Annotated in this window: 12 protein-coding genes; all 12 read left to right on the forward strand. The window is 64.7% G+C overall.

The genetic code is table 11. The annotated features are described in order from the left end of the window. The first annotated feature begins 4 nt into the window (after positions 1 to 4). The 12 genes from fliQ (at position 5) to RTI28_RS01280 (ending at position 12,999) form a co-directional block, all read left to right on the forward strand. Positions 5 to 274, forward strand: coding sequence for a flagellar biosynthesis protein FliQ (gene fliQ, locus RTI28_RS01225; RefSeq protein ID WP_042124652.1), 270 nt, complete (start codon positions 5 to 7; stop codon positions 272 to 274). A gap of 7 nt (positions 275 to 281) precedes the next feature. Then, positions 282 to 1,058, forward strand: a complete 777-nt coding sequence (gene fliR / locus RTI28_RS01230) for a flagellar biosynthetic protein FliR (RefSeq protein ID WP_316918760.1) — start codon at positions 282 to 284, stop codon at positions 1,056 to 1,058. 2 nt (positions 1,059 to 1,060) lie between these two features. Continuing rightward, on the forward strand, positions 1,061 to 2,197 hold the full coding sequence (gene flhB / locus RTI28_RS01235; protein ID WP_316918761.1) for a flagellar biosynthesis protein FlhB: 1,137 nt from the start codon (positions 1,061 to 1,063) through the stop codon (positions 2,195 to 2,197). Between the two features lie 207 nt (positions 2,198 to 2,404). Continuing rightward, positions 2,405 to 4,534 (forward strand): flagellar biosynthesis protein FlhA, encoded by a 2,130-nt coding sequence (gene flhA / locus RTI28_RS01240; protein ID WP_316918762.1) that lies wholly within the window; start codon positions 2,405 to 2,407, stop codon positions 4,532 to 4,534. 11 nt (positions 4,535 to 4,545) lie between these two features. After that, complete coding sequence (flhF, locus tag RTI28_RS01245; protein WP_316918763.1) at positions 4,546 to 5,862, forward strand: flagellar biosynthesis protein FlhF; 1,317 nt, start codon at positions 4,546 to 4,548, stop codon at positions 5,860 to 5,862. 120 nt (positions 5,863 to 5,982) lie between these two features. After that, positions 5,983 to 6,816, forward strand: a complete 834-nt coding sequence (fleN, locus tag RTI28_RS01250; RefSeq protein WP_009399964.1) for a flagellar synthesis regulator FleN — start codon at positions 5,983 to 5,985, stop codon at positions 6,814 to 6,816. After that, entirely contained in the window at positions 6,813 to 7,553 is a 741-nt protein-coding gene (fliA, locus tag RTI28_RS01255) for an RNA polymerase sigma factor FliA (protein WP_042123134.1), read from the forward strand. The genes fleN and fliA overlap by 4 nt, the downstream gene beginning before the upstream one ends. Positions 7,554 to 7,659: 106 nt before the next feature. Next, entirely contained in the window at positions 7,660 to 8,034 is a 375-nt protein-coding gene (locus tag RTI28_RS01260) for a chemotaxis response regulator CheY (RefSeq protein ID WP_316918764.1), read from the forward strand. 19 nt (positions 8,035 to 8,053) lie between these two features. Next, positions 8,054 to 8,842 carry a protein phosphatase CheZ gene (locus RTI28_RS01265; protein ID WP_316918765.1) on the forward strand — a complete coding sequence of 263 codons (789 nt, stop codon included), beginning with the start codon at positions 8,054 to 8,056 and terminating at the stop codon, positions 8,840 to 8,842. A gap of 12 nt (positions 8,843 to 8,854) precedes the next feature. Beyond that, entirely contained in the window at positions 8,855 to 11,089 is a 2,235-nt protein-coding gene (locus tag RTI28_RS01270; protein WP_316918766.1) for a chemotaxis protein CheA, read from the forward strand. A gap of 45 nt (positions 11,090 to 11,134) precedes the next feature. Beyond that, positions 11,135 to 12,259, forward strand: coding sequence for a chemotaxis response regulator protein-glutamate methylesterase (locus RTI28_RS01275; protein WP_316918767.1), 1,125 nt, complete (start codon positions 11,135 to 11,137; stop codon positions 12,257 to 12,259). Continuing rightward, complete coding sequence (locus RTI28_RS01280) at positions 12,259 to 12,999, forward strand: flagellar motor protein (protein ID WP_042123143.1); 741 nt, start codon at positions 12,259 to 12,261, stop codon at positions 12,997 to 12,999. Before RTI28_RS01275 ends, RTI28_RS01280 begins: the two co-directional genes overlap by 1 nt.

Here is a 12,999-nt window from a genome sequence, read left to right on the forward strand (position 1 = left end):
CCACATGACCCCAGAAGTCGCCGTCGACCTGTTCCGCGATGCCCTGTGGCTGACCACCCTGATGGTCGCCGTGCTGGTGATCCCGAGCCTGCTGGTGGGCCTGCTGGTGGCGATGTTCCAGGCCGCCACGCAGATCAACGAACAGACCCTGAGCTTCCTGCCGCGCCTGCTGGTGATGCTGGTCACCCTGATCGTCGCCGGACCGTGGCTGGTGCAGAAGTTCATGGAGTACATCCTGTCGTTGTACGGCAGCATCCCGCAGCTGATCGGCTGAGCGCGGCATGCTCGAACTGACCGACACGCAGATCTCCACATGGGTGGCCAGCTTCATGCTGCCGCTGTTTCGCGTGGCGGCGGTGCTGATGACCATGCCGGTCTTCGGCACCTCGCTGGTACCGCAGCGCATCCGCCTGTATTTCGCCGTGGCCATCACCGTGGTCATCGCCCCCGGCCTGCCGGCCATGCCGCCGGTCGAGGCGCTGGACCTCAGCGCCCTGCTGCTGGTCGGCGAGCAGATCATCATCGGCGCCCTGTTCGGCCTGTCCCTGCAGTTGCTGTTCCAGGCGTTCGTGATTGCCGGGCAGATCGTCGCGATCCAGATGGGCCTGGCTTTCGCCTCCATGGTCGATCCGGCCAACGGCGTCAACACCACGGTGATCAGCCAGTTCCTGACCATGCTGGTGACCTTGCTGTTCCTGGCGATGAACGGCCACCTGGTGGTGTTCGAGGTGCTCAGCGAGAGCTTCACCACCTTGCCGGTGGGCGGCGGCCTGATGGTCAATCACTTCTGGGACCTGGCCGGGCGCCTGGGCTGGGTGCTGGGTGCGGCGCTGCTGCTGGTGCTGCCGGCAATCACCGCGCTGCTGGTGATCAACATCGCCTTCGGCGTGATGACCCGCGCCGCGCCGCAACTGAACATCTTCTCCATCGGCTTCCCCATGACCCTGGTGCTGGGCATGGGCATCTTCTGGATCGGCCTGGCCGATATTCTTTCCCACTACCAGTCGTTGGCGTCCGAAGCGCTGCAATGGCTGCGTGAACTGGCACGGGCGCGCTGAGCATGGCAGAGAGCGAAAGCGGTCAGGACAAGACAGAAGACCCCACGGAAAAGCGCAAGAACGACGCCCGCGAAAAGGGCGAGATCGCCCGTTCCAAGGAGCTCAACACCGTCGCCGTGATGCTCGCCGGGGCGCTCGGCCTGCTGAGTTTCGGCGGCTTCCTGGCCGGTGCGCTGATGGAGATCATGCGCAGCAACTTCAGCCTGTCGCGGGACGTGCTGATGGACGAGCGCTACATGGGCATCTTCCTGTTGTCCTCGGGCAAGCTGGCCATTCTCGCCACCCAGCCGGTGCTGCTGGTGCTGCTGCTGGCCGCGCTGATCGGGCCGATTGCGCTGGGCGGCTGGCTGTTCGCCGCGGGCACCATGGCGCCCAAGTTCAGCCGGATGAACCCGTTGGCCGGGATCAAGCGGATGTTCTCCATGCACTCGCTGGCCGAGCTGCTCAAGGCCCTGGCCAAATTCTTCGTGATCCTGCTGGTGGCCCTGGCGGTGTTGTCGGCCGATCGCGACGACCTGCTGGCGATCGCCAACGAGCCGCTGGACCAGGCGATCATCCACAGCGTCCAGGTGGTGGCCTGGAGCGCCTTGTGGATGGCGTGCGGGCTGCTGATCATCGCTGCGGTGGACGTGCCGATCCAGCTCTACCAGGCCAAGCAGAAGCTGATGATGACCAAGCAGGAGGTGCGCGACGAATACAAGGACACCGAGGGCAAGCCGGAGGTCAAGCAGCGTATCCGCCAGGTCCAGCGCGAGATCTCGCAGCGGCGGATGATGGCCGCGGTGCCCGAGGCCGATGTGATCATCACCAACCCGACCCACTACGCGGTGGCCTTGAAGTACGACCCGGAGAAGGGCGCGGCGCCGTTGCTGCTGGCCAAGGGCACGGACTTCATTGCCTTGAAGATTCGCGAGATCGCCGTACAGCACAATATCCAGTTGCTCGAGTCGCCGGCGCTGGCGCGCTCGATCTACTACTCCACGGAGCTGGAGGAGGAGATTCCCGCCGGGTTGTACCTGGCGGTGGCGCAGGTGCTGGCCTATGTCTACCAGATTCGCCAGTACCAGGCGGGCAAGGGCAAGGCGCCGGAGCCGCTCAAGGACCTGCCGATTCCGCCGGATCTGCGTCGGGATTCCTGATCCTTCATTGCTTTGAGGGCCCCATCGCAGGCTTCGCCAGCTCCCACAGGTTTCGTGGTGCACGCGATCCTTGTGGGAGCTGGCGAAGCCTGCGATGAGGCCCTTGAACCCCGCGCAAATCCCTTGTTTGAAAAGTTGGAAAGCTTCTTGCACAGGCAGCGCCACACGTCCGTGTGGCGTCAAAAGTTTGCTTGAAGAGGAAGACCGGTGGATCGCTCTCAGTTGATCAATAGCGCGCGCAGCAACCTGACCAGCCTCGGCCGGGGCAATATCGGGGTGCCGGTGCTGCTGCTGGTGATGCTGGCAATGATGATGTTGCCGATCCCGCCGTTCCTGCTCGACGTGTTCTTTACCTTCAACATCGCCCTGTCCATCGTGGTCCTGCTGGTCTGCGTGTACGCCCTGCGGCCGCTGGACTTCGCCGCTTTCCCGACCATCCTGCTGGTGGCCACGCTGTTGCGCCTGGCGCTGAACGTCGCTTCGACGCGGGTGGTCCTGCTCCACGGCCACGACGGCCACGGCGCCGCCGGTAAAGTGATCCAGGCCTTCGGTGACGTGGTCATCGGCGGCAACTACGTGGTCGGTATCGTCGTCTTCGCCATCCTCATGATCATCAACTTCGTCGTGGTGACCAAGGGTGCCGGACGGATCTCCGAGGTGAGTGCGCGCTTCACCCTCGACGCCATGCCCGGCAAGCAGATGGCCATCGACGCCGACCTCAACGCCGGCCTGATCAACCAGGACCAGGCCAAGGCCCGCCGCGCCGAAGTGGCCCAGGAAGCCGAGTTCTACGGCTCCATGGACGGTGCCAGCAAGTTCGTCCGCGGTGACGCCATCGCCGGCCTGCTGATCCTCTTCATCAACCTGATCGGCGGCATGGCCATCGGCATGGCCCAGCACGGCATGACCTTCGGCGACGCCGGCCGGGTCTACGCCCTGCTGACCATCGGTGACGGTTTGGTGGCGCAGCTGCCATCGCTGCTGCTGTCCACCGCGGCGGCGATCATGGTCACCCGGGCGTCCGGCTCGGAAGACATGGGCAAGCAGATCAACCGGCAGATGTTCGACTCGCCGAAGGCGCTGGCGGTCTCCGCGGCGCTGATGATCGTCATGGGCCTGGTCCCGGGCATGCCGCACATCGCCTTCCTCAGCCTCGGCCTGCTGGCCGCCGGTGGCGCCTACCTGGTGTGGAAGAAGCAGAACCAGGGCAAGCTCAAGGCCGCCCAGGAACTCCAGCGCCAGCAGGACCTGCTGCCGTCGCCACAGCGCAGCGCCGAGACCAAGGAGCTGGGCTGGGACGACGTCACCCCGATCGACATGATCGGCCTGGAAGTGGGCTACCGCCTGATTCCGCTGGTGGACCGCAACCAGGGCGGGCAATTGCTGGCGCGGATCAAGGGGGTGCGCAAGAAGCTGTCGCAGGACCTCGGTTTCCTCATGCCTACTGTGCATATCCGCGACAACCTCGACCTGGCGCCGAGCACCTACCGCCTGACCCTGATGGGGGTGATCCTGGCCGAGGCGGAAATCTTCCCCGAGCGGGAAATGGCGATCAACCCGGGCCAGGTGTTCGGCACCCTCAACGGCATCGCCGCGCGCGACCCGGCGTTCGGCCTGGAAGCGGTGTGGATCGATGTCGGTCAGCGCAGCCAGGCGCAGTCGCTGGGCTACACCGTGGTCGATGCCAGTACCGTGGTGGCGACCCACCTCAACCAGATTCTCTACAAGCACTGCCACGAGCTGATCGGCCACGAGGAGGTCCAGCAACTGCTGGCGGTGCTGGCCAAGGGCTCGCCGAAACTGGCCGAGGAGATCGTCCCTGGCGTGCTGTCGCTCTCCGGCCTGCTGAAAGTGCTCCAGGCCCTGCTGGCGGAACAGGTTCCCGTCAGGGATATCCGTAGCATTGCCGAGGCGATCGCCAACAATGCGAGCAAGAGTCAAGATACCGCCGCCCTGGTTGCCGCAGTCCGCGTCGGATTGTGTCGCGCCATCGTGCAAAGCATTGTCGGCACTGAGTCCGAGCTGCCTGTGATCACCCTTGAGCCAAGGTTGGAACAGATTTTGCTCAATAGTCTGCAAAGGGCCGGGCAAGGTCAGGAAGACGGTGTTCTTCTTGAGCCGAGCATGGCTGAAAAGCTTCAGCGTTCGTTGATCGAGGCTGCCCAGCGTCAGGAGATGCAAGGTCAGCCGGCCATCCTGCTGGTTGCAGGGCCGATCCGTCAGATGCTGTCGCGCTTCGGTCGCCTGGCTGTACCGAATTTGCATGTTTTGGCGTATCAGGAAATACCTGACAACAAGCAAGTCACCATCGTTGCCACAGTGGGCCCCAACGGCTGAGGTAGTGGGTTATGCAAGTTAAGCGTTTTTTCGCCGCCGATATGCGTCAGGCCATGAAGCTGGTTCGCGATGAGCTGGGGGCTGATGCCGCCATCATCGGCAACCGACGGATTGCTGGCGGTGTCGAGCTGACGGCTGCGCTGGACTACAAGCTGTCCGCTCTCGCGCCGCGGGTGCCCAACGTCGAGCTGGAAGACGAGCTGCGCAAGACCGAATCGCGCATCGCCACCGCCCAGGCCGAGCTGAGCAGCCGCAACGACACCGATACCGGCAACCGCCAGCTGTTCGCCGGCCTGCCGCTGACCGCCTCCGAGCCGCTGGTCGAGCCCCGTCTCGAAGAGCTGGCGCCGGCCCCGGTCGCCGCCCCGGCGGCCCCGGCCATCGACCAGCGCCTGTTCGATTCGATGCGCTCCGAGCTGTCCGGCCTGCGCGAGCTGCTGGAAGTCCAGCTCGGCTCGCTGGCCTGGAACCAGCTGCAGGGCGCCAAGCCGCACCAGGCCAACCTCTGGCGTCGCCTGCAGCGCATCGGCCTGTCCGGGCCGCTGTCGCGCGACCTGCTCGACCTCACCCAGGACATCGTCGACCCGCGCCACGCCTGGCGCATGCTGCTGGCGCACCTGGCGCGGATGATCCATGTGCCGGAAGCCGAGCCGATCGAGGAGGGCGGGGTGATCGCCATGGTCGGTCCGGCCGGCATGGGCAAGACCACCACCCTGGCCAAGCTGGCCGCGCGCTACGTGCTCAAGTACGGCGCGCAGAACCTGGCCCTGGTGAGCATGGACAGTTTCCGCATCGGCGCCCAGGAGCAGCTGAAGACCCTCGGGCGCATCCTCAATGTCTCGGTGACCCATGTCGATCCCGGCCAGTCCCTGGCCCAGGCGCTGGACCCGCTGCTGCGCAAGCGCGTGGTGCTGATCGATACCGCTGGCCTGCAGGCCAGCGACCCGGCCCTGCGCATGCAACTGGAAACCCTGGCCGGTCGCGGCATCCAGGCGAAGAACTACCTGGTCCTGGCCACCACCAGCCAGAAGCAGGTGCTGACCGCCGCCTACCACAGCTACAAGCGCTGCGGCCTGGCCGGCTGCATCCTGACCAAACTCGATGAAACCGCCAGCCTGGGCGAAGTCCTCAGCCTGGCCATCAGTCACGAATTGCCGGTGGCCTATCTCACCGATGGCCCGCGCATTCCTGACGACCTGCACCTGCCACGGCGGCACCAGTTGGTGAGCCGCGCGGTGAGTGTGCAGATGCAGGACGAGCCGAGCGAAGAGGCCATGGCCGACATGTTCGCCGACCTGTACCACAGTGACGGCAAGCGAGTCGGCTGAGGTGGATATGTATCAGTTGCAAAGTACCTGCATCACAGGGTCCGCGTGGCAGTTCGCGGTTGTAGCCAGCGCGGCCCGTCATGTGGCCTCGGTCTAAGCAAGACAAGGTAAAGAACAAATATGGGTAGCATGCATCCCGTACAGGTGATCGCCGTGACCGGCGGCAAAGGTGGCGTTGGCAAGACCAACGTGTCGGTGAACCTCTCGCTGGCACTGGCCGAGCTCGGTCGTCGCGTCATGCTGCTGGACGCCGACCTTGGCCTGGCCAATGTCGACGTACTGCTCGGGCTCACCCCCAAGCGCACGTTGGCCGACGTCATCGAAGGCCGTTGCGAGCTGCGCGACGTCCTCCTCCAGGGCCCCGGCGGTGTGCGCATCGTCCCGGCGGCCTCGGGCACCCAGAGCATGGTGCACCTGGCTCCGGCGCAGCACGCCGGGCTGATCCAGGCCTTCAGCGAAATCGGCGACAACCTCGACGTGCTGGTGATCGACACCGCCGCGGGTATCGGTGACTCGGTGGTCAGCTTCGTCCGCGCCGCCCAGGAAGTCCTGCTGGTGGTCTGCGACGAACCGACCTCGATCACCGACGCCTACGCCCTGATCAAGCTGCTCAACCGCGACTACGGCATGAGCCGCTTCCGCGTGCTCGCCAACATGGCGCAAAGCCCGCAGGAAGGGCGCAATCTGTTCGCCAAGTTGACCAAGGTCACGGATCGCTTCCTCGACGTCGCCCTACAATACGTCGGTGCGGTGCCCTACGACGAGTGCGTGCGCAAGGCGGTGCAGAAGCAGCGAGCGGTCTATGAAGCCTTCCCGCGTTCCAAGTGCGCGCTGGCTTTCAAGGCGATCGCCCAGAAGGTCGATAGCTGGCCGCTGCCGGCCAACCCGCGCGGACACCTGGAATTTTTCGTCGAACGTCTGGTGCAACCTACCAGCGCGGGACCTGTGCTATGAGCGCGAGCGGCTACCGTATGTACAGCAAGGCCTCCCGTGACGCCCAGTACGAACTGATCGAGCGTTACGCCCCATTGGTCAAGCGGATCGCCTATCACCTGCTGGCGCGGCTGCCGGCCAGCGTGCAGGTGGAGGATCTGATCCAGGCCGGGATGATCGGTCTGCTCGAAGTCGCCAACAAATACGACTCGAGCAAGGGCGCCAGTTTCGAGACCTATGCCGGTATCCGCATCCGTGGCGCCATGCTCGACGAAGTGCGCAAGGGCGACTGGGCGCCGCGCTCGGTACACCGCAATACCCGCATGGTCAGCGACGCGATTCGTGCAATTGAAGCAAAAACCGGCCGTGACGCTAAAGATCACGAGGTTGCTGCCGAACTTCAATTGAGTCTCGATGATTACTACGGGATTTTGAACGATACCTTGGGCAGTCGCCTGTTCAGCTTCGACGACCTGTTGCAGGACGGCGAGCATGAAGGTCTGCACGAGGATGGCGCCAGTGCCCAGCTCGAGCCCTCGCGCGATCTGGAGGACGAACGCTTTCAGGCAGCCCTGGCCGATGCCATCGCCAACCTGCCGGAACGCGAGCGTCTGGTCCTGGCGCTGTACTACGACGAAGAGCTGAACCTCAAGGAAATCGGTGAGGTCCTGGGGGTCAGCGAGTCGCGCGTCAGCCAGTTGCATAGCCAGTGCGCGGCCCGTCTGCGCAGTCGGCTGGGGGAATGGCGGGCGCGTTGAACGCAGGTTCGATGCAGTCGTGACAACGTGGTAGCCGGAATTGATTGAACGCGCGTTCAGCGCTGAGCGCGTTAAAGACTGCTTGGAGGTCTAATTGAACAAAGAAATGAAAATCCTCATCGTTGACGACTTTTCGACGATGCGGCGGATCATCAAGAACCTGTTGCGTGATCTGGGCTTCACCAACACGCACGAGGCCGACGACGGCACTACCGCGCTGCCCATGCTGGAAACCGGCAACTTCGACTTCCTGGTCACCGACTGGAACATGCCTGGCATGACCGGTATCGACCTGCTGCGCAAGGTGCGCGCCGAAGAGCGTCTGAAACACCTGCCCGTGCTGATGGTGACTGCCGAAGCCAAGCGCGAGCAGATCATCGAAGCGGCCCAGGCTGGCGTCAACGGCTATGTGGTCAAGCCTTTCACCGCCCAGGTGCTGAAAGAGAAAATCGACAAGATCTTCGAACGCGTCAACGGCTGAGGCGTGCAACGGGGGCGCTATGGACCATAAAGAATCATCTTTGGGCGACTTCGAGTCGACCCTGAAGAAACATGCCCAGGAGCTGGTCGCGAGCCTCGAACGAGGCCAGTTCGGCGACGCGGTGCAACTGATCCATCAGCTGAACCAGACCCGTGACCGCGGCCTGTACCAGGAAGTCGGCAAACTCACGCGCGAACTGCACAGTGCGATCGTCAGCTTCCAGATCGACACCAACGGCCCGCAGGCCGAGGAAATGTCCCAGATCACCGACGCCACCGAGCGCCTGGCCTATGTGGTCAAGCTCACCGAGGCGGCGGCCAATCGCACCATGGACCTGGTCGAGCAAGGCACCCCGGTGCTCCACGAGCTGGGCGACGAAGCCCGCGCGCTGCAGATCGACTGGCAGCGCTTCATGCGCAAGGAAGTGGCGGCGCCGGAGTTTCGCGAGCTGGTCCAGCGTGTCGACAGGTTCCTCGCACGCAGTGCCGAGGACAGCCACAAGGTCGGCGGTTACCTCAACGACATTCTTCTGGCCCAGGACTATCAGGACCTGACCGGCCAGGTGATCAAGCGCGTGACTTCGCTGGTCACTGAAGTCGAAAAGAATCTGCTCAAGCTCGTGTTGATGGCCAGTCAGGTCGACCGCTTCGCCGGTATCGAGCATGACCGCCAGGAAATGCTTGCCGAGAGTGACCAATACAAAAATCCGACTCGGGGTGAAGGACCACAGATTCATGCCGATAAACGGGAAGACGTCGTGTCCGGTCAGGACGATGTCGATGATCTGCTGTCCAGCCTGGGTTTTTAGGGAGCACGTTTGATGAGCTTCGGCGCCGATGAAGAAATCCTGCAGGATTTCCTGGTAGAGGCCGGCGAAATTCTTGAGCAACTGTCCGAACAACTGGTCGAGCTGGAAAGCCGTCCGGATGATGCCGACCTGCTCAATGCAATCTTTCGCGGTTTTCACACTGTAAAAGGGGGCGCCGGCTTCCTCCAGCTCAACGAGCTGGTGGAGTGCTGCCATATCGCCGAGAACGTCTTCGACATCCTGCGCAAGGGAGAGCGCCGGGTCGATGCCGAACTGATGGACGTGGTCCTGGAAGCCCTGGACACGGTCAACAGCATGTTCGGCCAGGTTCGCGAGCGCAGCGATATCACCCCGGCCACGCCGGAACTGCTCGGTGCCCTGGCGCGCCTGGCCGAGCCTGCCGGCGCCGAAGCGGCCGCCGCACCCGCGCCTGTCGCGGCGGAGCCGGAGCCCGAACCCGCCGCCAGTGCCGCCGGTGACATCACCGACAGCGAATTCGAGCAGTTGCTCGACTCGCTGAGCGCCGTGCATGACGCCGCGCAGGCGCAGGACGAAAACGTCGCCAGCGACGAAATCACCGACGCTGAATTCGAATCCCTGCTCGACCAGTTGCATGGCAAGGGCCAGTTCGCCGCCGACGGCCTGCCGGGTGTCAGCGCCGCCGCTCCGGTGGCCGAGGTGGGCGCCGAACCGAGCGACGAAATCACCGACGCCGAGTTCGAAGCGCTGCTCGACCAGTTGCATGGCAAGGGCTCCTTCGTCGTCGACGGGCTGCCCGCTGCCGGGGCGGCTGCCGTGGTCAGCGAAGCGCCGGTTGCCGCCGGTGATAGCGATCACATCACCGAACACGAGTTCGAAGCGCTGCTGGATCAACTGCACGGCAAGGGCAAGTTCGCCGCCGATGCCGTGGCGAGCGCCGCTCCAGCCGCCGCGGCCGCGCCGGCTGCTGCCGCTGCTGTCGCCAAACCGGTGGCCCGGCCCGCACCGGCTGCCGCGAGCAAACCCGCTGCTGCCGCGCCCGCGCGCCAGGCCGCTGCACCCGCCGCTGCTGGCGACAAGCACCCGCCGGCCAGCGAGGCGGAAACCACGGTGCGCGTCGATACCGCGCGCCTGGACGAAATCATGAACATGGTCGGCGAACTGGTGCTGGTGCGTAACCGCCTGGTGCGCCTGGGCCTGAACAGCGGTGACGAGGCCATGTCCAAGGCCGTGTCCAACCTCGACGTGGTCACCGCCGACCTGCAGACCGCGGTCATGAAGACCCGCATGCAGCCGATCAAGAAGGTCTTCGGGCGCTTCCCGCGCCTGGTTCGCGACCTGGCCCGGCAACTGAAGAAAGAGATCAACCTGGAGCTGGTCGGCGAAGAGACCGACCTCGACAAGAACCTCGTCGAGGCCCTGGCCGACCCGCTGGTCCACCTGGTGCGCAACGCCGTCGACCACGGCGTGGAAACCCCGGAAGAGCGCGAGGCTTCGGGCAAGTCGCGGGGCGGCAAGGTGGTCTTGGCGGCGGAGCAGGAGGGCGACCATATCCTCCTGTCCATCTCCGACGACGGCAAGGGCATGGACCCCGCGGTGCTGCGCGCCAAGGCCGTGGAAAAGGGCCTGATGGACAAGGACGCGGCCGATCGCCTGAGCGAGTCGGACTGCTACAACCTGATCTTCGCCCCGGGCTTCTCGACCAAGACCGAGATTTCCGACGTGTCCGGCCGCGGCGTCGGCATGGACGTGGTCAAGACCAAGATTTCCCAGCTCAACGGCTCGATCAACATCTACTCGGCCAAGGGCCAGGGTTCGAAGATCGTCATCAAGGTGCCGCTGACCCTGGCGATCATGCCGACCCTGATGGTGATGCTGGGCAACCAGGCCTTCGCCTTCCCGCTGGTCAACGTCAACGAGATCTTCCACCTCGACCTGTCGCGGACCAACGTGGTCGACGGCCAGGAAGTGGTGATCGTGCGCGACAAGGCGCTGCCGTTGTTCTACCTCAAGCGCTGGCTGGTCAGTTCCGCCGCTCACGAAGAGCAGCATGAAGGCCATGTGGTGATCCTTTCGGTGGGCACCCAGCGCATCGGCTTCGTCGTCGACCAGCTGGTGGGCCAGGAAGAAGTGGTCATCAAGCCGCTGGGCAAGATGCTCCAGGGCACCCCGGGCATGTCGGGCGCCACCATCACCGGTGACGGGCGCATCGCGCTGATCCTCGACGTGCCGAGCATGCTCAAGCGTTACGCCGCACGGCGAATCTGATCCCGGTGGCGCGGCCTCGCGGCTGCGCCCCGTAATGGAGTGTTTATGTCAGTCAAGGTCCTGGTGGTGGATGATTCAGGTTTCTTCCGCCGCCGTGTCTCGGAAATTCTCTCGGCGGACCCGACCATCCAGGTCGTCGGTACCGCGACCAACGGCAAGGAAGCGATCGACCAGGCACTGGCGCTCAAGCCCGACGTCATCACCATGGACTACGAGATGCCGACCATGGACGGCATCACCGCGGTTCGTCACATCATGCAGCGCTGCCCGACCCCGGTGCTGATGTTCTCCTCGCTGACCCACGAAGGCGCCCGGGTGACCCTGGATGCGCTGGATGCCGGCGCGGTGGACTACCTGCCGAAGAACTTCGAGGACATCTCGCGCAACCCGGACAAGGTCAAGCAACTGCTGTGCGAGAAGGTCCACACCATTTCCCGCAGCAACCGCCGCTTCAGCAGCTATGCCAGCGCGCTGCCGGCGGTGAGCACCACCTCGTCCAGCCCGGTGTCGTCGCTGGGCGCGGCCCGTGCGCCGTCCGCGCTGCCGACGCGCAGCGCCGCCCCGGCAGCGACGCCGGCGGCAAGCCATTCGCCGGCGCCAAAGCGCAAGGCCTACAAACTGCTCGCCATCGGTACTTCCACCGGTGGTCCGGTGGCCCTGCAACGGGTCCTGACCCAGTTGCCGGCCGGCTTCCCGGCGCCGATCGTGCTGATCCAGCACATGCCGGCGGCCTTCACCAAGGCCTTCGCCGAACGCCTCGACAAGCTGTGCAAGATCAACGTCAAGGAAGCCGAGGACGGCGACATGCTGCGTCCCGGCCTGGCCCTGCTGGCCCCGGGCGGCAAGCAGATGATGGTCGACGGTCGCGGCATGGTGAAGATCCTGCCGGGCGACGAGCGCCTCAACTACAAGCCGTGCGTGGACATCACCTTCGGCTCGGCGGCCAAGTCCTTCGGCGACAAGGTGCTGGCCGTGGTCCTCACCGGCATGGGCGCCGACGGCCGCGAAGGCGCGCGCCTGCTCAAGCAGGGCGGTAGCCAGGTCTGGGCGCAGGACGAGGCGAGCTGCGTGATCTACGGCATGCCCATGGCCATCGTCAAGGCCAACCTGGCCGACGCGGTCTACGGCCTCGACGATATCGGTCGGCACCTGGTCGAGGCGTGCATCTGATGGATGTCCTCAGCCTCCTCGGCATCATTCTCGCCTTTGTCGCAATCGTTGGCGGCAACCTGCTCGAAGGCGGTCACGTCGGTGCGCTGCTCAACGGTCCGGCGGCGCTGATCGTGCTCGGCGGGACCCTCGCCGCCGCGCTGTTGCAGTCGCCGCTGAGCGCATTCAAGCGCGCTTTGCAGATCTTCGGCTGGATCCTGTTCCCGCCGCGGGTCGATCTCGCCGGCGGCATCGACCGGGTGGTCAACTGGAGCCTCACCGCGCGCAAGGAAGGCCTGCTGGGCCTGGAAGGCGTGGCCGATGCCGAGCCCGATCCCTATGCGCGCAAAGGCCTGCAACTGCTGGTGGACGGTGCCGAACCCGAAGCCATCCGCAGCATCCTCGAAGTCGACTTCCTGACCCAGGAAGCCCGCGATATCCAGGCCGCCAAGGTCTTCGAAAGCATGGGTGGCTATGCGCCGACCATCGGCATCATCGGTGCGGTGATGGGCCTGATCCACGTCATGGGCAACCTGGCCGACCCGTCGCAGCTGGGCAACGGCATCGCCGTGGCCTTCGTCGCCACCATCTACGGCGTGGCCAGTGCCAACCTGATCCTGCTGCCGGTGGCCAACAAGCTGAAGGCCCAGGTCATGCGCCAGTCGCGTTACCGGGAAATGCTCCTTGAAGGCCTGCTGTCGATCGCCGAAGGCGAGAACCCGCGTTCGATCGAACTGAAGCTTCAGGGCTTCATGGAGTAA

This window comes from Pseudomonas sp. zfem002 (genome assembly GCF_032621685.1).
Taxonomy (GTDB): domain Bacteria; phylum Pseudomonadota; class Gammaproteobacteria; order Pseudomonadales; family Pseudomonadaceae; genus Aquipseudomonas; species Aquipseudomonas japonica.

Excerpts from the sequence above, each read along its gene's own strand:
- fliQ (WP_042124652.1), top strand. The coding sequence starts at position 5 with ATGACCCCAGAAGTCGCCGTCGACCTGTTCCGCGATGCCCTGTGGCTG.
- fliR (WP_316918760.1), top strand. The coding sequence starts at position 282 with ATGCTCGAACTGACCGACACGCAGATCTCCACATGGGTGGCCAGCTTC.
- flhB (WP_316918761.1), top strand. The coding sequence starts at position 1,061 with ATGGCAGAGAGCGAAAGCGGTCAGGACAAGACAGAAGACCCCACGGAA.
- flhF (WP_316918763.1), top strand. The coding sequence starts at position 4,546 with ATGCAAGTTAAGCGTTTTTTCGCCGCCGATATGCGTCAGGCCATGAAG.
- fleN (WP_009399964.1), top strand. The coding sequence starts at position 5,983 with ATGGGTAGCATGCATCCCGTACAGGTGATCGCCGTGACCGGCGGCAAA.
- fliA (WP_042123134.1), top strand. The coding sequence starts at position 6,813 with ATGAGCGCGAGCGGCTACCGTATGTACAGCAAGGCCTCCCGTGACGCC.
- RTI28_RS01260 (WP_316918764.1), top strand. The coding sequence starts at position 7,660 with ATGAAAATCCTCATCGTTGACGACTTTTCGACGATGCGGCGGATCATC.
- RTI28_RS01265 (WP_316918765.1), top strand. The coding sequence starts at position 8,054 with ATGGACCATAAAGAATCATCTTTGGGCGACTTCGAGTCGACCCTGAAG.
- RTI28_RS01270 (WP_316918766.1), top strand. The coding sequence starts at position 8,855 with ATGAGCTTCGGCGCCGATGAAGAAATCCTGCAGGATTTCCTGGTAGAG.
- RTI28_RS01275 (WP_316918767.1), top strand. The coding sequence starts at position 11,135 with ATGTCAGTCAAGGTCCTGGTGGTGGATGATTCAGGTTTCTTCCGCCGC.
- RTI28_RS01280 (WP_042123143.1), top strand. The coding sequence starts at position 12,259 with ATGGATGTCCTCAGCCTCCTCGGCATCATTCTCGCCTTTGTCGCAATC.